Origin of the sequence: Pseudomonas sp. Eqa60 (genome assembly GCF_018326405.1) — a bacterium.
Lineage (GTDB): Bacteria > Pseudomonadota > Gammaproteobacteria > Pseudomonadales > Pseudomonadaceae > Aquipseudomonas > Aquipseudomonas protegens.
Window position 1 is genome coordinate 6,849,612 of record NZ_AP024342.1, and the last position, 20,252, is coordinate 6,869,863.

At 64.1% G+C, this 20,252-nt stretch carries 18 protein-coding genes; 8 read left to right on the forward strand and 10 right to left on the reverse strand.

Annotated features, from left to right (window positions below):
- Positions 1-39: 39 nt before the first annotated feature.
- A complete protein-coding gene (locus tag KI242_RS31175; protein ID WP_123472595.1) occupies positions 40-1,071 on the forward strand; it encodes a histone deacetylase family protein in 1,032 nt (343 codons plus the stop codon).
- A 12-nt stretch (positions 1,072-1,083) separates the two neighbouring features.
- Positions 1,084-2,184, forward strand: coding sequence for a polyamine ABC transporter substrate-binding protein (locus KI242_RS31180; RefSeq protein ID WP_047290070.1), 1,101 nt, complete (start codon positions 1,084-1,086; stop codon positions 2,182-2,184).
- Between the two features lie 113 nt (positions 2,185-2,297).
- Here the strand turns inward: KI242_RS31180 and KI242_RS31185 are convergent, their stop codons facing one another.
- Both KI242_RS31185 and KI242_RS31190 read right to left on the reverse strand, forming a co-directional pair.
- The gene (locus tag KI242_RS31185) at positions 2,298-3,509 is read right to left on the reverse strand and encodes a YeeE/YedE family protein (RefSeq protein WP_072443406.1); all 1,212 of its coding nucleotides are present in this window, start codon (positions 3,507-3,509) and stop codon (positions 2,298-2,300) included.
- 39 nt (positions 3,510-3,548) lie between these two features.
- Complete coding sequence (locus KI242_RS31190) at positions 3,549-5,099, reverse strand: PLP-dependent aminotransferase family protein (protein WP_053160492.1); 1,551 nt, start codon at positions 5,097-5,099, stop codon at positions 3,549-3,551.
- A gap of 104 nt (positions 5,100-5,203) precedes the next feature.
- Between KI242_RS31190 and KI242_RS31195 the strand changes: the two genes are divergently transcribed.
- Genes KI242_RS31195 through KI242_RS31205 form a run of 3 tightly spaced genes read left to right on the forward strand, consistent with a single transcriptional unit; the run spans position 5,204 to position 7,007 of the window.
- Complete coding sequence (locus tag KI242_RS31195) at positions 5,204-5,827, forward strand: FMN-binding negative transcriptional regulator (protein ID WP_053154662.1); 624 nt, start codon at positions 5,204-5,206, stop codon at positions 5,825-5,827.
- A 42-nt stretch (positions 5,828-5,869) separates the two neighbouring features.
- Entirely contained in the window at positions 5,870-6,316 is a 447-nt protein-coding gene (locus tag KI242_RS31200; RefSeq protein ID WP_053160496.1) for a GNAT family N-acetyltransferase, read from the forward strand.
- A gap of 19 nt (positions 6,317-6,335) precedes the next feature.
- Entirely contained in the window at positions 6,336-7,007 is a 672-nt protein-coding gene (locus KI242_RS31205; protein ID WP_053160498.1) for a GNAT family protein, read from the forward strand.
- A gap of 66 nt (positions 7,008-7,073) precedes the next feature.
- Here KI242_RS31205 and KI242_RS31210 read toward each other — a convergent pair whose 3' ends face one another.
- A complete protein-coding gene (locus KI242_RS31210; RefSeq protein ID WP_041752699.1) occupies positions 7,074-7,973 on the reverse strand; it encodes a homocysteine S-methyltransferase family protein in 900 nt (299 codons plus the stop codon).
- A gap of 110 nt (positions 7,974-8,083) precedes the next feature.
- Here KI242_RS31210 and KI242_RS31215 point away from each other — a divergent pair, with 110 nt between their 5' ends.
- Entirely contained in the window at positions 8,084-8,905 is an 822-nt protein-coding gene (locus tag KI242_RS31215) for an ABC transporter substrate-binding protein (RefSeq protein WP_015637530.1), read from the forward strand.
- The gene (locus KI242_RS31220; RefSeq protein WP_015637531.1) at positions 8,902-9,738 is read left to right on the forward strand and encodes an amino acid ABC transporter permease; all 837 of its coding nucleotides are present in this window, start codon (positions 8,902-8,904) and stop codon (positions 9,736-9,738) included. Before KI242_RS31215 ends, KI242_RS31220 begins: the two co-directional genes overlap by 4 nt.
- A 3-nt stretch (positions 9,739-9,741) precedes the next feature.
- On the opposite strand, the gene KI242_RS31225 is transcribed toward KI242_RS31220, so the two are convergent.
- The 4 genes from KI242_RS31225 to KI242_RS31240 all read right to left on the reverse strand — a co-directional run bounded on the left by KI242_RS31225 (position 9,742) and on the right by KI242_RS31240 (position 14,750).
- The gene (locus KI242_RS31225) at positions 9,742-10,011 is read right to left on the reverse strand and encodes a helix-turn-helix transcriptional regulator (protein ID WP_011064320.1); all 270 of its coding nucleotides are present in this window, start codon (positions 10,009-10,011) and stop codon (positions 9,742-9,744) included.
- Positions 10,008-11,282, reverse strand: a complete 1,275-nt coding sequence (locus KI242_RS31230; protein WP_041752701.1) for a HipA domain-containing protein — start codon at positions 11,280-11,282, stop codon at positions 10,008-10,010. The genes KI242_RS31225 and KI242_RS31230 overlap by 4 nt, the downstream gene beginning before the upstream one ends.
- Before the next feature lie 232 nt (positions 11,283-11,514).
- The gene (oadA, locus tag KI242_RS31235) at positions 11,515-13,323 is read right to left on the reverse strand and encodes a sodium-extruding oxaloacetate decarboxylase subunit alpha (protein ID WP_015637533.1); all 1,809 of its coding nucleotides are present in this window, start codon (positions 13,321-13,323) and stop codon (positions 11,515-11,517) included.
- An 11-nt stretch (positions 13,324-13,334) separates the two neighbouring features.
- Positions 13,335-14,750, reverse strand: coding sequence for an acetyl-CoA carboxylase biotin carboxylase subunit (locus tag KI242_RS31240; protein WP_015637534.1), 1,416 nt, complete (start codon positions 14,748-14,750; stop codon positions 13,335-13,337).
- A 190-nt stretch (positions 14,751-14,940) separates the two neighbouring features.
- On the opposite strand from KI242_RS31240, the gene KI242_RS31245 reads away from it, so the two are divergent.
- Positions 14,941-15,903, forward strand: a complete 963-nt coding sequence (locus tag KI242_RS31245) for a LysR family transcriptional regulator (protein ID WP_015637535.1) — start codon at positions 14,941-14,943, stop codon at positions 15,901-15,903.
- Here the strand turns inward: KI242_RS31245 and KI242_RS31250 are convergent.
- The 3 genes from KI242_RS31250 to KI242_RS31260 all read right to left on the reverse strand — a co-directional run bounded on the left by KI242_RS31250 (position 15,845) and on the right by KI242_RS31260 (position 20,141).
- Entirely contained in the window at positions 15,845-16,057 is a 213-nt protein-coding gene (locus KI242_RS31250; RefSeq protein WP_072451902.1) for a hypothetical protein, read from the reverse strand. The two genes, KI242_RS31245 and KI242_RS31250, sit on opposite strands and share 59 nt — an antisense overlap.
- Before the next feature lie 185 nt (positions 16,058-16,242).
- Positions 16,243-17,109, reverse strand: a complete 867-nt coding sequence (gene hexR / locus KI242_RS31255) for a transcriptional regulator HexR (protein ID WP_011064325.1) — start codon at positions 17,107-17,109, stop codon at positions 16,243-16,245.
- A gap of 167 nt (positions 17,110-17,276) precedes the next feature.
- Positions 17,277-20,141: a GGDEF domain-containing phosphodiesterase gene (locus KI242_RS31260; RefSeq protein ID WP_212805802.1), complete on the reverse strand. Its 2,865-nt coding sequence runs from the start codon at positions 20,139-20,141 to the stop codon at positions 17,277-17,279.
- Positions 20,142-20,252 lie beyond the last annotated feature (111 nt).

Consider the following 20,252-nt stretch of genomic DNA (forward strand, 5'->3'; position numbering starts at 1 on the left):
GACTGTGCTCCACCGAATCAGCCTGCGGAGAACAAGAAAATGCTGACGATCTACTCGGACGATCACCACCTGCACCACGGCCGTTGCGAACTCATCGACGGGCAACTGATGCCCTGCTTCGAAATGCCTTCCCGGGCCGACCACGTGCTGGATCGGGTGAAACATCAAAACCTGGGGCCGGTAGAGGCACCCAAGGACTTCGGCCTGGAGCCCATCGAGCGCATCCACAGCCGGTCCTACCTGGACTTCTTCAAGGGCGCCTGGGCGCGCTGGGCGGCACAGGGCATCGACGGCGACCTGCTGCCCTACACCTGGCCGGCGCGTACCTTGCGCAGCGTGATTCCCACCAGCCTCCACGGCCAGCTCGGCTACTACAGCTTCGACGGCGGCGCGCCGATCACCGCCGGCACCTGGCAGGCGGCCTATAGCGCGGCGCAGGTGGCGCTGACCGCCCAGGCCCATATCCAGAATGGCGCCCACAGTGCCTTCGCCCTGTGCCGGCCACCGGGACACCACGCCGCCGGCGACCTGATGGGCGGCTACTGCTACCTGAACAACGCCGCCATTGCTGCCCAGGCGTTCCTCGATCAGGGCCACAGGAGGGTCGCGATCCTCGACGTCGACTACCACCACGGCAACGGCACCCAGTCGATCTTCTATGAGCGCAGCGACGTGCTCTTCACCTCGATCCACGGCCACCCGGAAGCCGAGTTCCCGTTCTTCCTGGGCTATGCCGACGAATGCGGCGAAGGCGCCGGGGAAGGCTTCAACTTCAACTACCCGCTGGCCGCCGGTAGCGGCTGGGATGCGTGGAGCGCAGCCCTGGAGCAGGCCTGCAACGAAATCCAGCGCTATGGCGCCGACATCATCGTGGTGTCCCTGGGCGTGGACACTTTCAAGGACGACCCGATCTCGCAATTCAAACTCGACAGCCCGGACTACCTGGCCATGGGCAAGCGCATCGCCGCCCTCGGCAAGCCGACGCTGTTCGTCATGGAAGGCGGTTATGCGGTAGAGGAAATCGGCATCAACGCCGTCAACGTTCTCGAAGGCTTCCAAAGCGCCCAGTGAGGGATTCGCATCATGCAAAGACTCAAACGCTTAATGATCCCCGCCCTGTGCGCCAGCCTGCTGGGGACCGCCGCCCACGCCGAAGAACGCACCCTGCGGGTGTACAACTGGTTCGACTACATCACCCCCAAGGCCCTGGAAGACTTCAAGGCCCAGAACAGCCAGGTGAAGCTGGTCTACGACATCTTCGACACCAACGAAGCCCTGGAGGCCAAGCTGCTGACCGGCAACTCCGGGTATGACGTGGTGGTGCCGTCCAACGTGTTCCTGGCCAAGCAGATCGAGGCCGGGGTGTTCCAGCCCCTGGACCGCAGCAAGCTGCCCAACTGGAACCACCTGGACCCCAAGCTGATGAAGCTGATCGAGGCCAACGACCCGGGCAACAAGTTCGCCGTGCCCTACATGTACGGCACCATCCTGATCGGCTTCAACCCGGACAAGATCAAGGCCGCCCTGGGGGACAAGGCGCCGGTGGACAGCTGGGACCTGATCTTCAAGGAAGAGAACATCAGCAAGCTCAAGCAGTGCGGCGTGGCCCTGCTGGATTCGCCGTCGGAAATCCTGCCCCTGGCCTTGCAGCACCTGGGCCTGGACCCCAACAGCAAGAAACCGGCGGACTACGAGAAGGCTGAAGCGCTGCTGATGAAGATCCGGCCGTACATCACCTACTTCCACTCGTCCAAGTACATGGCCGACATCGCCAATGGCGATATCTGCGTGGCCGTGGGCTATTCGGGGAGCTTCTCCCAGGCCGCCAACCGCGCCAAAGAAGCCAAGAACGGCGTGACCGTGGACATGCGCCTGCCCAAGGAAGGCGCGCCGATCTGGTTCGACATGCTGGCGGTCCCCAAGGGCGCGAAGAACCCGGAAGATGCCTACACCTTCATCAACTACCTGCTGCAACCCCAGGTGATTGCCCCGGTCAGCGACTTTGTCGGTTATCCCAACCCGAACAAGGACGCGACCGGACTGGTAGACCCTTCGATCCGCAACAACCCCAACCTGTATCCGACAGAAGCGGCCATGAGCACCCTGTACACGCTGCAGCCGTTGCCCCGTGATGCAGAGCGGGCGCGGACCCGGGCCTGGACCAAGATCAAGTCCGGGACCTGATCCGGCGCAAGCACACGGGCGGTGTTCTGGTGGGCGGCGAACGACGAGGACGCGGTGGGTGATAGACCGCGTCGCCGCTGTTCGCCGGCAAGCCGGCTCCTACACAGTGGCGTTTAGCAGCCGGTGAGGCCTTGGGGGGTGCGCTCTTCGGCGAAGAACCAGGGCCGCAGGCGCACGCCCACGCCGTTGCCGATGAAGGCCGCCACCAGCCACAGCCAGCCATGCAGGCTGCCGGAGGCGATGCCGCTGAAGTAGGCGCCGATGTTGCAGCCATAGGCCAGGCGCGAACCGTAGCCCAGCAGCAGGCCGCCGATTACCGCCGCTACCAGGGAACGGGTGGGGATTCTCAGGTTGGGGGCAAAACGTCCCGCCAATCCTGCCGCCAGCAACGCACCCAGGACGATGCCGATGTCCATGACGCTGGTGATGTCCTGCCACACCGGTGCCGCCAGCGCCTTGGCATTCGCCGCGCCCTGCCAGAACACCCAGCTGCCTACGTCCACCCCCAGCCCGCTGGCGACCTTGGCGCCCCACAGGGCGAACGCCGAGGTAATGCCCCATGGGCGCCCCGCCAGGGCCAGGGTGGCAAAGTTCAGCAGAGCCAGGGCTACCGCGCCCCAGACCAGCGGCCAGGGGCCGCGCAGCAGCCGGCGCCAGCCCTGGTGCTCGCTGGGGACCGGAGCTTCAAGGCTGCCATGACGGCGCTTTTCCAGGGTCAGGGTGAGCACCGCGATCAGCGCGAACAGGCACAGGCTCAGGCCCAGCGCCGGGCCTACACCAAAACTCTGGACGATAGAGATTGGCGGCAGCGACGGCAGCGCAAACCACCAGTCGACGTGATGGGTGGCGATCAGCGAACCGCAAATGAAGAACGCCAGGGTCACCAGCATCCGCGCATTGCCGCCGCCAACGGTGAACAGGGTGCCCGAGGCGCAACCGCCGCCCAACTGCATGCCGATGCCGAAGATGAAGGCACCGAAGATCACCGAGACGCCGGCCGGCGCCACCAGCCCCACCACCGGCTGGCCGAACAGGCTGCCCGCCCCCAGCGCGGGGAAGAACAGCAGTACCGCCAGGGCCAGCATGACCATCTGCGCTCGCAGGCCGGCGCCACGCCGGTCGCGGATGAACACCCGCCAGGCCGAGGTGAAGCCGAAGGCCGCGTGGTACAGAGTCAGCCCCAGGGCAGCGCCCAGCAGCAACAGCAGCACCTGGCGGGCACCCACCTGGGCTTGCAGGAACAGAGCACCGGCCACCAGCAGCAGCAAGGCGAACAGCGGGGCGCCGAACTTGCGTTCAGGCGCCAGGGAGAGGGTCTGGCTCATGGGGGTTCTCGCGCGGGAAATGCTCGCGAGTATACCGCGTCAGGCCCGCCAGGCCTGGCGCAAACGGCTTACCGCAGCCTGTATATCGGCTTCCGGCACAGCCGCGAAGCCCAGCACCAGCCCGGCCCGCTGGTCCTCGGGCAAGGTGGTTTGCGGCAGCCAGTAGCTGCTCAGGCCGGCGACCTCGACCTCCACACTGGCGGCCTGGGCCAGCAGTTCCTGTTCCCGCGCCAGGCTGTCGACCCGCACCGTCAGGTGCAGCCCCGCCGCCACGCCGGGCAGTGGCCCGACGCCGCCGATCGCCTGCGGCCAGGCCGCCAGCAAGGTGTTGCGCCGGCTCAGGGCCGCCCGGCGCATGCGCCGGATATGCCGCTGGAAGTGCCCGGCGGCCATGAACTCGGCCATCACCGCCTGGGTACTGACCTCGGAATGGCGCACGTCCACCGCCCGGCGCTGGGCGAAGGCCTGGACCAGGGTCGGCGGCAGCACCAGGTAGCCCAGGCGCAGGGCCGGAAAGGCGACCTTGCCGAAGGTCCCGACGTAGATCACCCGGCCCTGGCGGTCCAACGCCGCCAGGGGGGCCAGGGGCGCACCGCTGTAGCGGTACTCGCCGTCGTAGTCGTCCTCGATGATCCAGCCCTGGCTGCGTTCGGCCCAGGCCAGCAGCTCCAGGCGCCGGGCCAGGCTCATGATCACCCCGGTGGGGTACTGGTGGGACGGCGTGACATAGGCCAGGCGGCAGCTGTCCAGTTGCTCCAGCTGGCGGCAGTCGATGCCCTCCTGGTCCACCGCCACGCCCTGCAACTGCGCACCCGCCAGGGCGAAGGCATGCCCCGCGGCGCGGTAGCCGGGGTTTTCCACAGCCACCTTGTCGCCGGGCTCCACCAGCAGCTGTGCACAAAGGCTGATGCCCTGCTGCGCGCCACTGGTGATCACAATTTGTTCAGCCGTGCAGTTCAGGCCCCGAGCGCTGCGCAGGTAGGCGGCGATCAGGCTGCGCAGCCGCGGATCGCCCGCCGAGTCGCCGTAGCACAATTGCCCGAGGTCGGGCCTGCGCCAGAAAGCCGCATTCAGCTTGGCCCAGACCTCGAACGGGAACAGATCGAAGGCTGGCACGCCAACCCGAAAAGCCCGTGGCGGCCCCTTGGGCGGGGTACTCAAATGATGGGTTTGCAGGCGCTGCCAGCCACTGCTGTGGATAACTTTACTGGATAAATCACCAGCCATTTCTGCCTGTTTTGTGGATAAACCTGTGGGTAAGCCTGTTGAAAACCCTGTGGATACTTTTGTGGATAGTTTTTTGATCGGCAATCGGGTTTCCGGCAATTGCGCCACATAGGTGCCGTCACCGACCCGCCCTTCGATAAAACCCTCGGCGTACAGCTGGTCATAGGCCCGCACCACGCTGTTGCGGGAAATCCCCAGGGCGGCGGCCAGGTCGCGGCTGGCAGGCAGGCGCGTACCACTGGCCAGGCGCCCGTCCAGTACCCGCTGTCGCAAGGCCTGGTACAGCTGGCGACTGAGGCCCTGGCGGCGGTCCAGCTCGATGCCGGCAGGGTTGAAGGACAACGGGGGTACGGCACTGTTCATCGAGGTTCACCCGGGCAATTGGACCTACAAAATAGACCAGAGATGGCTCTTACAACGAACCATTAGCCTGCCTAGGATGCAGCCACTCGCCAAGGATTTTTTCTATGTACCTACCTCGCGCTTTCGTCGATGAAGACCTCACCCGCCTGCACGGGGTGATGCAGCACAGCCGTCTGGCGACCCTGGTGACCTGGGGTGCCCTGGGCCTGCAGGCCAGTCATCTGCCACTGTTGCTGAGCCCCGAACAGGGCGCCAATGGCACCCTCTACGGGCACTTGGCCAAGGCCAATCCGCAGTGCGCCGAGCTGGCCAGTGGTGCCGAAGCTCTGGTGATTTTCACCGGCGAAGACGCCTACGTCAGCCCGTCGTTCTATCCGAGCAAGGCCGAACACGGCAAAGTGGTGCCGACCTGGAACTACGTGGCGGTGCACGCCTACGGCCAACCCGAGGTATTCACCGACCCGCAGCGGCTGCTGAAGGTGGTGGAGGGCCTGACCGAGCGTCACGAAGCCGGTCGCCCACAACCGTGGAAGGTGGCCGATGCCCCGGCCGACTACCTCGACAGCATGCTGCGGGCGATTGTCGGTTTTGCCCTGCCGATCCAGCGCCTGGAAGGCAAGCGCAAGCTCAGCCAGAACCGCAATGTCGAAGATATTGCCGGGGTACGCGAAGGGCTGGCGGCCAGCGCCGACCTGGGCGACCAACAACTGTCCCGGCTGATGGGTTAGGCGTACAGAACATTTTTCGTACAGAACAACAAAGGAGCCTTCATGAGCCAGATCCAGATCCGCCCCGTCACCGCTGCCGACCATGCCGCCTGGCTGCCGTTATGGCAGGCCTACCTGAGCTTCTACGAAACCGAACTGCCGGACGCCGTGACCCAAAGCACCTGGCAGCGTTTTCTCGATGCCGGCGAGCCGACCCACGCGGCCCTGGCCTGGGACGGCGAGCGCGCCGTGGGCCTGGTGCATTTCATCTACCACCGCTCCAACTGGAGCATCGAGAATTCCTGCTACCTGCAGGACCTGCTGGTGACCCCGGACCAGCGCGGCACCGGCGTCGGCCGCCAACTGATCGAGTTCGTCTACACCCAGGCGAAACAGGACGGCTGCGCCAAGGTGCACTGGCTGACCCACGAAACCAATGCCACAGCCATCCAGCTGTATGAGCGTATTGCCGAGCGCCCAGGTTTCATCCAGTTCCGCAAACCCCTCTGAGTTGCCAAGGAGCCACTGCATGTCGATTTCACTCGCCGATTGGAAAGGCGTTCCCGCCCCTTCGGCCACCCTGCTTGAAGGGCGCTTCATCCGTTTGGAAAGGCTCGACCCGGCGCGCCATGGCGACGATCTGTTCCAGGTGCTGCAAGGCCCTGGCGCCGACCCCGTGCTGTGGAACTACCTGCCTTATGGCCCCTTCCCCGAGCGTGCGGCGTTCGATGCCTGGCTCGCTAACCACGCCGTCGCCAGCGACCCGTACTTCTTTACCGTGATCGACCGCGCCAGCGGCCAGGCCCAGGGCCTCATCAGCCTGATGTCCATCGTCCCGGCCCAGGGGCGTATCGAGATCGGCCATGTAACCTTCGGTGCACCGATGCAACGTTCGCCAAAGAGCACTGAAGCGGTGTACCTGCTGGCCAAGGAAGCCTTCGCCCTGGGTTACCGGCGCCTGGAATGGAAGTGCAACAACGCCAATGCCCGCTCGCGCTACGCCGCGGAACGTTTGGGTTTCAGCTTCGAGGGTGTGTTTCGCCAGCACATGGTGGCCAAGGGGCAGAACCGCGATACCGCGTGGTTCTCGATCCTGGATGGGGAATGGCCGGTGATTGCCAAGGGTTTCGAGCAATGGCTCAGCGATGAGAACCAGAGCGGCTCGGGGCAGCTCAAGTCGCTGGCGGAGTGTCGCGGGTAAGCGGGATTTTCGCCGGCAAGCCGGCTCCTACAGGCCTGTGTAGGAGCCGGCTTGCCGGCGAAGGACTCAACCGAGCTTCTGCGCCAACACCGCAATATGCTCCGGCCCAATGCCGCAGCAACCGCCCACATGGCTGGCACCGCGCTGGTGCCAGTCCGCCACCCATTGCAGATAACCCGGCGGGTCCAGGTCTTCACGCAGCGGGCACAGGCCATCGTTGGCGGTGGCATCCTCGGGCTGCGGCGGGAAGGCATTGGCGTACACGCCGATATGGATCTGCACCCCCAAGCGCTCGAAGGTTTCACGAGCCGCATCCACTGCCGCACCAATCACTTCCGGCTGGCTGCAGTTGAACAGCAGGGTCTGCACGCCCAACTGCGCCGCCGCTGCCGCCGCTTCTGCCACCGGTTCGCCGGAACGCAGGCGCGGCACTTCGTCGACCTCTTCGTCCTTCAGGGTGAAGGACAGCCAGAACGGCTTGCCGTCCTTGGGCAGGCCGGCGTGGATAGCCCGCGCCTCGGCGATGGAGCTTTGGGTTTCTGCGAGCCACAGGTCCACGAAAGGCGACAGGCCCTTGACCAGCGGGCTCAGCACTTCCTCGACCCGGGACGCATCGAACAGGTCCGGGCGATAGGAACCGAACAGCGGCGGCAACGAACCCGCGACCCGCACCGGCTTGCCGGAGGCCTCTACTGCGCGGCGCGCCAGCTCACCGGCCAGAGCCGCCAGGGCTTGGCCTTCAGCGGCAAAACGTTCCTCGCCGATATGAAACGGCACCACCGCGTAGCTGTTGCTGGTGATCACGTTGGCACCGCTGTCGATATAGGCCGCGTGCACCGCCTCAACCGCCTGGGGCGCCTCGCTCAGCGCCAGGGCCGACCATTCAGGCTGCCGGAACGGCGCCCCGCGACGCTGCAGTTCACGCCCCATACCGCCATCGAGAATTACCGTATTGCCTGCGCCCATATGCTTTTTACTCATATGCTTATGAAAATAACTCACTACCGGAGTCGTTCTTATAACTATTAAATACGCACCATTCGGTTAATAACAACTCTTTTTCAGTCAGGATTCCGATGAATTTCAAACCGCTGCTGGCCCTCGGCCTGACCCTTCTCGCCGCCTCTTCCCAAGCCTTCGCCGGCGCCACCCTGGAACGTATCGAGCAGAAAAAGGAGCTGGTCGGAGTGCTGATGGAAAGCTATCCGCCCTTCTCGTTCCTCAATGACCAGAACCAGCTGGACGGCTTCGACGTCGACGTGGCCAAGGCCGTGGCCGACAAGCTCGGCGTCAAGCTGCGCCTGGAAACCCCGTCCTGGGATGTGATCGCCGCCGGACGCTGGAGCGGGCGCTACGACATCTGCATCTGCTCCATGACCCCGAGCAAGGCCCGCGCCGAGGTCTTCGACTTCCCGGTGCAGTACTACGCCTCGCCGGCGGTAATCGTGGTCAACGCCAAGGATGAACGGATCCACGGCGCCCAGGACCTGAGCGACAAGAAGGTCGGCCTCACCGCCGCCTCCAGCTACGAGGGCTACCTGAACAAGAACCTGGTGATCGAAGGCGCCGAGGACACCCACCTGCAATACCCCTTCGAGAATGTGCAGATCGCTCCCTACGACACCGACAACGTGGCCTTCCAGGACCTCGGCCTGGGCCCGGGCGTGCGCCTGGATGCGATCCTCACCAACCTGGTCACCGCCCAGCCGCGCCTGACCCAGGACTCGCGCTTCAAGCTGGCCGGCGAGCCGCTGTACGCCGAGCCCAACTCGGTGGCCATCGAGAAAGGCGATGCCCAGTGGAATGCCAAGGTGCGTGAAGTCTTCGCCCAGCTGAAGCAGGACGGCACCCTGAGCAAGCTGTCGCAGAAATGGATCGGCGCCGACATCAGCCAATGACCGCCTACACGCCACCGCCGCAGCCACCACAATCGGTGGCTGCACCGCTGCTCAAGCGCCTGCTGGGCTTTCGCACCCGCCTGTACCTGACCTGGGCCGCGTTGCTGGTGCTGTTCGCCAGCTTCTTCCTGAGCTTCGACCTGAAGTTCTCGATCATCCTCGACAAGCTGCCGAACCTGCTGGGCCTGCACCTGTCCCCCAGTGGTTTCCTCCAGGGCGCGGCGCTGACCCTGTTCCTTTGCGCCTGCTCCATCGTCGCTTCGTCGCTGCTGGGCTTCATCACCGCCCTGGCACGCCTGTCTTCAAGCGCCGTGGCTTTCGGGATTGCCAGCTTCTACGCCTCGTTCTTTCGCGGCACGCCGCTGCTGATCCAGATCCTGCTGATCTACCTCGGCCTGCCGCAACTGGGGGTGGTGCCGGGCGCCATTACCGCCGGGATCATCGCCCTGTCGCTGAACTACGGCGCCTACCTCAGCGAGATCTTCCGCGCCGGCATCCTCGGCGTGCCCCAAGGCCAGCGCCAGGCCGCCCTGGCCCTGGGCATGAGCGACAGCGCGATCTTCTGGCAGGTGACCCTGCCCCAGGCCATGCGCACCATCATTCCGCCGGCCACCAACCAGTTCATCTCGATGCTCAAGGACTCGTCGCTGATCTCGGTAATGGGGGTCTGGGAAGTGATGTTCCTGGCCCAGTCCTACGGCCGTTCCAGCTACCGCTATATCGAAATGCTCAGCACCGCGGCGCTGATCTACTGGCTGCTGTCCATCGGCCTGGAACTGATCCAGGCGCGGATGGAAAGGCATTACGGCAAGGGTTACGTTCAGCGCGGGTGAAGCTCAAGGGCGCAGGGAAACCACTCCCATCTGCAGGCCGAAAGGCTTGAACACCGCGTTGAGCGACTTGAGGGTCGGGTTGCCGTCGCCGTGTTCGATATGGATCAGGGTACGCAGGGAAATCCGGCACATCCTGGCGAACTGGCTCTGATGCAACCCGGTGACTTCAGTGCGCAGGCGCTTGACCGCATCACCAACCGACAAACGCCCAGCGGCCAGTTCCTGGCGGATGTTATCGATCAGCAGGCCGCGCTGTTCCAGGGTCGTAGTCATCGCAAACCCCACTCCTGCAGGCGTCGATCCAGGTCACGCAGGTAAATGCGCGGGTGATTCAGGGTGGCCTCGGGCAAGCCCCCGGCACTCAGCAGGTCCGGCAGGGCCCGTAGCCGTTCGGCATCTTCGCGCAGGCGCGTCAGCGCAGCATCGGGATCGATCAGCGGCTTGAGGCTGGCACACACCTGGCGCCAGTCGATATCACCCGCCACTTCCATCCGGCCGGGCCATTTGGTGCTGCGGGTAATGCCCTTGTCATCCATCACTCGCGGCGCCAGATCGTGGATCGGCGCCAACTGCACCTGGCCCTCGTGACGGATGATCCAGGTATTGCGCCCATGGTTGGCCGAGTTGCCAAGGATCTTGTTGAGCAGGTCCCGACGCAGGTAGTCGGCCACCAGCTCCGGGATCGCCGAGGCCTGCCCGGCGGTTCGCCAGAGTTCGGCCAGCAGCCCCAGGACCTTGGTGTGCCGCATGCCCAGGCTCTGGCCGGGCAACCCCGCCAGGGAATAGATGGACTCCAGCGCCAGCCGTTCCACACCCTGCCCGTGCAGGCGACGATCAAAGCGTCGCATCCACAGGCTCGGCTGCCGCTCCTCTTCCAGGGCCAGGCCTTGGGCGGGAACCGTATCGATGCCCAGCTGCTGCAGCGCCCGGTAGTAGTGGAACTCGCTTCTGAGCATGTCGCAGTCATTTGGCGTCGCCTGCTCTGGCGGGCATTTCACCAGCCAGTGGCACGCCGCCAACCTGTCTTCCAACAGCGCATCGGGGTACAGCAACCCGTCTCGCCCCTGGGTCAGCAGCAGCTTCGTCGCCTCGCCAACGGCACCGGTGGCACCGCTCATTGCCGCTCCCTGTTCATGGGCGTATTCAAGAAAGCGGTTGTCGCGGGCGCTGACCTCGGCCCGGGAGAACCCCAGCAGCGGCCATTCATTCATGGCGGCAAGGGACTCCTTGATCCGCAGATTGCCCATGGGGGCCGCGCTGGATCGGGCCAGCAGGAACAAGTCGGGGGCAATGCCGGCGGGGCGCGCGTCCACCGAGCGCTCGGCCAAAAAACGCTGCATGGTGAGCGTCGGCGCAATGTCATACAGGAACGCCGGGGCGCCCGGACTGCGCAGCAGTTCCCAGGTCAGCGGCAGACGCACACTCACCGATCCCGCCAGCGGCGTGGCAAAGGCTTCCAGATTGCCTGCCAGGTACGACTGCTCATAACCCAGACGGCAAGGGCTGGTGAAGCCCTGCTCGGGATGCTCGAAAATCAGGGTCATCGCATCGCTCCACGTCCCGGCGCGATGGACCTGTAAAGTCAGCTGTAGCATTCATTACCTGCAATTTAATGCACTTTTGGTGCGTCATTACCTCTGCGAAATGCATTGTAATGCAGATACAGCCAATTTTTGCAGACAATAAGTGCACTAAAATGCACTCAGGCAAATCGTGGACAAAAAAAGGGAGGCCGTAGCCTCCCCGAGGTAAAGCGTTGCAGATGAAGGCCTGAACTCAGCCTTCGATCTCGATCAGGATCTCGCCCGGGTTGACCCGGTCGCCCTTGGCCACGTGGATCGCCACGACCTTGCCGGCGATGGCTGCCTGGACTTCGGTCTCCATCTTCATGGCTTCGGTGATCAATACCGCCTGGCCGGCCTTGACCGTGTCGCCTTCCTTGACCAGCACATCGACGATGTTGCCCGGCATGGTGGTGCTGACATGGCCCGGGGCGCTCGCCTGCTTGCGCTTGCTGCCACCACCGCCGACGAATTCGTTGAGAGGTTCGAACACCACCTCTTCCGGCATGCCGTCGATGGACAGGTAGAAGTGGCGCTTGCCTTCGGCCTTGACCCCGACGCCGGTGATGTCGACGCGGTAGGTCTCGCCGTGGACGTCGATGACGAACTCGGTGGGCACGCCTTCACCGCCCGGCTTGCTCACGCCGCCCGCTTCAGGAATCGGCAGCAGCACTTCCGGAACCAGGGTGCCGGCCTCACGCTCTTCGAGGAACTTGCGCCCGATGTCCGGGAACATGGCGTAGGTCAGCACGTCTTCTTCGGAATGCGCCAGGGCGCCGATTTCGCCACGCAGCTTGGTCATTTCCGGCTTCAGCAGGTCGGCGGGACGCACGTCAATCACGTCTTCGCTGCCGATGGCCTGGCGCCGCAGTTTCTCGTCGACTTCCCCCGGAGCCTTGCCGTAGCCGCCTTGCAGGTAGAGCTTCACTTCGTTGGTGATGGTCTTGTAGCGCTCGCCAGCCAGGACGTTGAAGAACGCCTGGGTACCGACGATCTGCGAAGTCGGGGTCACCAGCGGCGGGTAGCCCAGGTCGTGACGGACCCGTGGAATCTCGGCCAGCACTTCGTTCATGCGGTTCAGGGCGCCCTGCTCTTTGAGCTGGTTGGCCAGGTTGGAAATCATCCCGCCCGGCACCTGGTTGACCTGCACCCGGGTGTCCACGGCGGTGAATTCGCTTTCGAACTGGTGGTACTTCTTGCGCACGGCGTAGAAGTACAGGCCGATTTCCTGCAGCAGTTCCAGGTCCAGGCCGGTGTCGAACTCGCTGCCTTTGAGGGCTGCGACCATGGACTCGGTACCCGGGTGGCTGGTGCCCCAGGCGAAGCTGGAGATGGCGGTGTCGATATGGTCGGCGCCGTTCTCGATGGCCTTGAGTTGGCACATCGCAGCCAGGCCGGCGGTGTCGTGGGAGTGGATGAACACCGGCAGCGACAGCTCGGCCTTCAGCGCCTTGACCAGCTCGCCGGTGGCGTAAGGGGTCAACAGGCCGGCCATGTCCTTGATCGCGATGGAGTCGCAGCCCATGGCTTCCATCTGCTTGCCCTGGGCCACGAAGGCCTCGATGGTGTGCACCGGGCTGGTGGTGTAGGCGATGGTGCCCTGGGCGTGCTTGCCGGCGGCTTTCACCGCTTCGATGGCGACCCGCAGGTTACGCACGTCGTTCATGGCGTCGAAGATGCGGAACACGTCGATGCCATTGACCGCCGCCTTGGCCACGAAGGCCCGGACCACGTCATCGCTGTAATGGCGGTAGCCCAGCAGGTTCTGGCCGCGCAGGAGCATCTGCAGGCGGGTGTTGGGCAGCGCGGCGCGCAGTTTGCGCAGGCGCTCCCAGGGGTCTTCCTTGAGAAAGCGCACGCAGGCATCGAAGGTGGCGCCGCCCCAGACTTCCAGGGACCAGTAACCGACTTTGTCGAGCTTGTCGCAGATCGGCAGCATGTCGTCGGTGCGCATGCGGGTCGCCAGCAGCGATTGGTGGGCGTCGCGCAGGATGGTGTCGGTTACATGAATCTTCTTGGACATTGTTTTATTCCTCACAGGCCTGCGTGGGCGGCAATGGCGGCGGCGATGGCCAGGGCCAGCTCTTCGGGTTTGCGCTTGATCGAGTAGTTGGTCAGTTCCGGGTGGCTCTCAACGAAGCTGGTGTTGAACTGACCGCTGCGGAATTCCGGGTTACGCAGGATTTCCTGGTAATAGGCGGCGGTGGTCTTGACCCCTTGCAGGCGCATGTCGTCCAGGGCGCGCAGGCCACGGTCCATCGCTTCTTCCCAGGTCAAGGCCCAGACCACGAGTTTCAGGCACATGGAGTCGTAGAACGGCGGAATGGTGTAGCCGGTGTAGATCGCCGTGTCGGTGCGCACGCCCGGGCCGCCGGGGGCGTAGTAGCGGGTGATCTTGCCGAAGCTGGGCAGGAAGTTGTTCTTCGGGTCCTCGGCATTGATCCGGAACTGCAGGGCAAAGCCGCGGTGCTGGATGTCTTCCTGTTTCACCGAGAGCGGCAGGCCGGAAGCAATGCGGATCTGCTCGCGGACGATATCGATGCCGGTGATTTCTTCGGTGATGGTGTGTTCCACCTGCACCCGGGTGTTCATCTCCATGAAGTACACCTCGCCCTCGGCGAGCAGGAACTCCACGGTGCCGGCGTTCTCGTAGCCCACGGCCTTGGCCGCGCGCACCGACAGGTCGCCGATGTAGGCGCGCTGTTCCGGGGTCAGCTGCGGGCTCGGGGCGATCTCGATGAGCTTCTGGTTGCGGCGCTGGATCGAGCAGTCGCGCTCGAACAGGTGCACCACGTTGCCAAAGCTGTCACCGAGGATCTGCGCTTCGATGTGCTTGGGATTGACGATGCACTTTTCCAGGAACACTTCCGCCGAACCGAAGGCCTTGGTGGCTTCGGAAATGACCCGGGGGAAAGCCTGCTCCAGCTCTTCACGGCTGTTGCAACGACGGATGCCGCGCCCGCCACCACCGGAGGTGGCCTTGAGCATCACCGGGTAGCCGATGCGGTCGCCTTCGGACAGGGCTTCGTGGATATCGGCCACGTTGCCTTCGGTGCCCGGAGTCACCGGCACGCCCGCCTTGATCATGCTGCGGCGGGCTTCGGTCTTGTCGCCCATGCGGCGGATCACTTCCGCCGACGGGCCAATGAACTTGATTCCACGTTCGGCGCAGATGTCCGCCAGTTCGGCGTTTTCCGAGAGAAACCCATAGCCGGGATGCAGCGCATCACAGCCGGTTTCCACCGCCAGGTTCACCAGTTTGCGTGGGTTCAGGTAGCCGGCCAGCGGCTCGGCGCCAATGCTGTGGGCCTCATCCGCGCGCTTTACATGCAAGGCATGGCGATCGGCGTCGGAGAAGATCGCTACCGAACGGATGCCCATTTCCGCGCAGGCACGCACGATTCGTACGGCAATCTCACCACGGTTGGCGATCAGGATCTTTTTTATCACTTGGAGGTTCCCTTGAGCCGTTGAAACAGACGACCCGCTAGACCGAGTCGGCGCGTGACCAAATGTTTCAAGTCAGTCGCAGCGACACACTAGCTCTGCAGAGGGATTAACAAAAATCAATAATTATTGGGTTGGGCATAAGTAAAGACTTATAGTCATGCCACCAGCCCTTGGCGCGAGGCCTCAAGAAATGCGCAAGTCCTTGATGAGACTGACATTGCGTCAGTTGCAGATTTTCAATGAAGTCTGCGATCTACGCTCCTACAGCCGCGCCGCTGATGAAATGTCCCTCACCCAGCCCGCGGTCAGCCTGCAGATTCGCCAGTTGGAGGAGCTGATCGGCCAGCCGCTGTTCGACTATGTGGGCAAGAAGCTCTACATGACCGAAGCCGCCGAAGCGCTGCAACGGGCCAGCCGGGACATCTTCGGGCGCCTGGAGAACCTCGACATGCAGCTCTCCGACATGCAGGGTTCGCTGCAGGGCCAGCTCAAGCTGGCCATCGAATCCAGCGCCAAGTACTTCGTGCCGCACCTGTTCGCCGCCTTCAAGCGCCAGCACCCGGAAGTGCACCTGCAACTGACGGTGGTCAACCGCTCCCAGGTGATCCGCCGGCTCTCGGACAATCGCGACGACCTGGTGATCATGTCCATGGTGCCCCAGGACATGGAGCTGGAGTTCCTGCCCTTCCTCAACAACCCGATCGTCGCGGTGGCCCCGCCGGAGCACCCCCTGAGCCACATGGGCCCGCTGCGCCTGCAGGACCTGGAGCCCTACACGCTGGTACTGCGCGAACAGGGTTCAGGCACACGCCTGGCGTGCGAGGAGTATTTCAAGGAGAAGCGCGTGCACTTCACCCAGATCCTCGAAGTATCGTCGGCCGAGGCTCAGCGCGAGTGCGTGCGGGCAGGTCTGGGCGTGGCCTTGTTGACGCGCCACGCCCTGAACCTTGAGTTGGCGACCGGCGGGTTGGTCGAGTTGCCGGTCGAAGAGCTGCCATTGCTGCGCAGCTGGTGCCTGGTGCAGGCCAAAGCCAAGCGCCTGTCACCGGTAGCGCATGCGTTCCTGGGATTCATCCGCAGCGAACGGGTGCAGATCAGCGGCTTGGTTGAACGCTTCGACGGGAAGCTGCGGGCGCCGCCTGCCAGTAATTGACGGCGTCCAGCTCGGGGTAATCGTTGATTTGCTGCTGTAACTGACGCAGCTCGAAGCGGTGTTCGATCGCACGACGAAATTCCATGCGGCGCTGGTCTTCCTGCTGACGACGGGTCTTGACTGCGCTGTTGCTCTCTTCGTAAGGCCGGGCCATTTCGAGTCTCCCAATGCGAGTACGGAAGCTTCACGATGGACGTCGGCGGTTACGGTTTGGCGGCGGGTCGGTTACAGGACGATGAACATTCACAGCGCCTACCTTTCTGTAGGAGCTGGCTTGCCAGCGAAGGCATCCGTCAGCGCGATGCACAACCCCGAGGCCTCATCACCGGCCAGAGAGACTCAGTCGTCCAGGGCTTTCACCGACTTGGGCGACAGGCGCAGGCTGCGCAAGCTGCGCTTGACGCTCTTGAGGTGGTTCACCAGGCTCGGCCCGCGAGCCATGGCCACGCCCATCGCCAGCACGTCGATCACCACCAGGTGGGCGATACGCGAGGTCAGTGGGGTGTAGATCTCGGTGTCTTCGTGCACGTCGATCGCCAGGTTGACCGTGGACAGTTCGGCCAACGGCGTCTGGCTCGGGCACAGGGTGATCAGCGAGGCGCCGCTTTCACGTACCAGGTTGGCGGTGATCAGCAGGTCCTTGGAACGACCGGACTGGGAAATGCAGATGGCGACATCGGTCGGCTTCAAGGTCACCGCCGACATCGCCTGCATGTGCGGGTCGGAATAGGCCGCTGCGGTCAGCAGCAAGCGGAAGAACTTGTGCTGGGCATCCGCCGCTACCGCGCCCGAGGCACCAAAGCCGTAGAACTCCACGCGCTGGGCCTGGGACATGGCGGTCACCGCCTGCTGCAGGGCCACCGGGTCGAGCTTCTCGCGGACCTCCATCAGGGTATGCAGGGTGGTGTCGAAGATCTTCAGGCTGTAGTCGGCGACCGAATCGTCTTCATGGATCGCGAACTGGCCGAAGCTGGCCCCGGCGGCAAGGCTCTGCGCCAGCTTGAGCTTGAGGTCCTGGAAGCCGGAGCAGCCGATGGCCCGGCAGAAGCGCACGATGGTCGGTTCACTGATGCCCACGCTGTGGGCCAGGTCCGCCATGGAACTGTGCATCACGGCCGCAGGATCAAGGAGCACGTGATCGGCGACCTTGAGTTCCGATTTGCGTAACAAATGACGTGACTGGGCGATGTGCTGCAACAGGTTCAAAGGGCTGGACTCATTGTTATTGGCTGACGCCGGGGATGTAGCAAGCTTGTAGTTATACTACAGGAATCGGCTTTTTGCCCGCCCAATGCATCACGAAGTTGCCTGCCTGCCCCCCATTTTCAGCCGGGTACGACTTATGTAGCCGTTGTGGCAGGCAGCCCTGGCGGCTACCGGCTCTGGGCCTGCAACAGCAGCGCGAGGCCTTCGGCGGCCACCGGGCGGCTGATCAGGTAGCCCTGCACCTCGTCGCAGTGTTCCGCCTTGAGGAAGGCCAGTTGCGCCGGGTCTTCCACCCCTTCGGCCACCACTTTCAACGACAGCCCATGAGCCATGGCGATGATCGCCCGGGTGATCGCCGCGTCCTCACCGCCCTCGGCCAGGCCGCGAATGAAGGCCTGATCGATCTTCACGTAATCCACCGGGATCCGTTTCAGGTAACTCAGGGACGAATAGCCAGTGCCGAAGTCGTCGATGGCCAGCTTGACCCCCAGGCCCCGCAGTTGCTGGAAGGTCGCGATGATGTGCTCGACGCTGTCCAGCAGTTGGCTTTCGGTCAGTTCCAGTTCGAGAAAATGCGGCTCCAGGCCGGTTTCTTCCAGCACCTGGCGCACCAGGCTCACCAGCTTGCCCTGGCGCAACTGATACACCGACAGGTTGACCGACACGCGAATCGGCTCCAGGCCCTGGCGTTGCCATTCGCAGGCTTGGCGGCACGCCTGGCGCAACACGAACTCACCAATGGGGCCGATCAATCCGGTCTCTTCCGCCAGGCCGATGAAATCCCCCGGGGGCACCCGGCCCATGACGGGGTGATCCCAGCGCACCAGGGCCTCGGCAGCATTCAGACGGCCGCTGGCCAGGCACAGCTTGGGTTGGTAGAAGACCGTCAACTGGCCCTCCTCAATGGCCTTGCGCAGCTGGTTTTCCAGCTGCAGGCGCTCCAGGGTGCTGGCTTGCAGGCTCTCGGTATAGAACTGGAAATTGTTGCCGCCCAGGTGCTTGGCATGAGCCATGGCCATGTTCGCCTGGCTGATCAGGGCTGCGATCTCCCGGGCGCTGTCGGGCAGCATGCTGATGCCCATGGAAGCGCTGACCACCAGTTCATGGCCCTCGACGGTGATCGGCAGGCGCAGCTTGCTCAGCAGCCGGGTAGCGACCCGGGTCAGGCTCGACAGGCTGCCGTAAGCGTCGAACAGCACGGCGAATTCGTCCCCGGAAAGCCGGGCGATGGTGTCGGCTTCCGGCAAGGCATTGACCAGCCGCCGGGCCATCTTTTGCAGCAGCTGGTCGGCCACTTCATGGCCAAGGCTGTCGTTGAGCAGCTTGAAACGGTCCAGGTTGATGTGCAGCAAGGCCAGGCTGCGGCCGCCCTGGCGCACCCGCTGATGGGCCTCGCGCAGGCGCTCGCGGAACAGCGAACGGTTGGCCAGCCCCGTGAGTTCGTCGTAATGGGTGAGGTAGCGCATGCGCTCCTCGGATTCGCGCCGTGCCGAAAGATCGGCGAAGAAGCCCACGATATGCCGGACTTTTCCTCGTTTATCACGCACTACATTCAATTGCAGCCATTGCGGGTAGAGCTCGCCGTTCTTGCGTGTCTCCACCAACTCGCCCTGCCAGCTGCCGTACTGTTCCAGGGCCTGGTGGATCAACGGGTAGTGCCGGCGCGCATCGCGGCTGCACGACAGCTCCACTACATTGCGCCCGAGCATGTCTTCGATCTGGTAGCCGGTGACCTGGCTGAAGGCCTGATTGGCGGCGATCAAGGCGTAATCGGGGTCGAGGATGACGATGCCTTCGCTGGCCGCCTCGAACACCGTGGCCGCCAGGTTGCGCTGGACCTCCAGCTCCTTGTCGGCACTGATGTCGCGACGGGTGCCGGCCATGCGCAGCACCCGGCCACTGGGGCTGCGCTCCACGGCCCGGCCACGGTCCTCGATCCACACCCAGTGGCCGGCGCCGTGGCGTACCCGGTACTCCACCTGGTAATCGTCGCTGCGGCCCTTGAGGTGCTCCACCAGGGCGCGCTTGAGCAGGGGCAGGTCTTCCGGATGCAGGCGTGGCTTGAGATGGCTGAGCATGGCCGTGACATCTTCCGGCTCCAGGCCGAACAGCTCCTTGATCTGGGTGTGATGGACCTCGTCGGTCTGCAGGTTCCAGTCCCACAGCCCCAGCTCGCTGGCGTTCAGGGCCAGGGCCAGGCGCGCCTCGCTCTTGCTCAGGGCCTGGTTGGCGGCGTCCAGCTCCAGGCTGCGCTGGGCCACCCGCTGTTCCAGCCCGGTCTGGGCTTCGCGCAGTTGCTCCTCGGCACGGCGGCGCTGCTCCACTTCCCGGGCCAGCTCGCGGTTGAGCTGATCGCTGCGGCCCTGGGCATTCTGCAGGTGCTCGATCAGGGCCTGGTTCTGAAAGCGCCGCAGCAGGCCGCGCTGCATCAGGCGGTTGACCTGCCAGGCCACCACACTCAGGGACACCAGCAGGATCAGCCCGAGCCAGCCCCAGCCACGCTGCTGGTCGTCGCCGCCCCAGAACAGGTAGGCGATGGCCGGCAACAGACATGGCAAGGTGAATGAAAGGAAGGCCTGCAGGCTCACCGCGTAGGCTACGCTGGCGGAGAGGATGGCCGCACCGATGAGGCCGAAGACCCAGGCCTGCTGCAGGAAATTGTCGGTGGGCACCAGGGCGATGCCGGCGCAGGCCAGGGTCAGGCCACTGACCGCCGAGCCCAGGAGAAACATGCGTTGCCACACCGGCTGTGCCTGGCGGCTGGGAATCGCCGAATCGAAGGCCGCCACCTGGATCACCCGCAAGGCCACCAGGGCCAGCAGCCAGACCATCCACACACTGAGCAACAGATAGCGCGCCGGGCTCCATAGCAGCCAGGTGCACACCAGGCCGTTGAGCAACATGAACAAGGTAGGCAGCAACGAGCCCTGGTACAGCAGGCGCGTACGCTCCACTGCCATCTCCACGGCGTAGTGCTGGCGGATGACCCGGGGCTCCACAAAGGGCCCGGACAGGTCGGGGTTAGGTGTCATAGGCAGTGTTCTTATAATGGTTGAGCCCGAAACGTCGCCGGAGCATACACAAGCAAAGCCCCGAGCCAAACTGCCCCAGGTCATAAAATCGATAAAACCGGATGGCCCGGC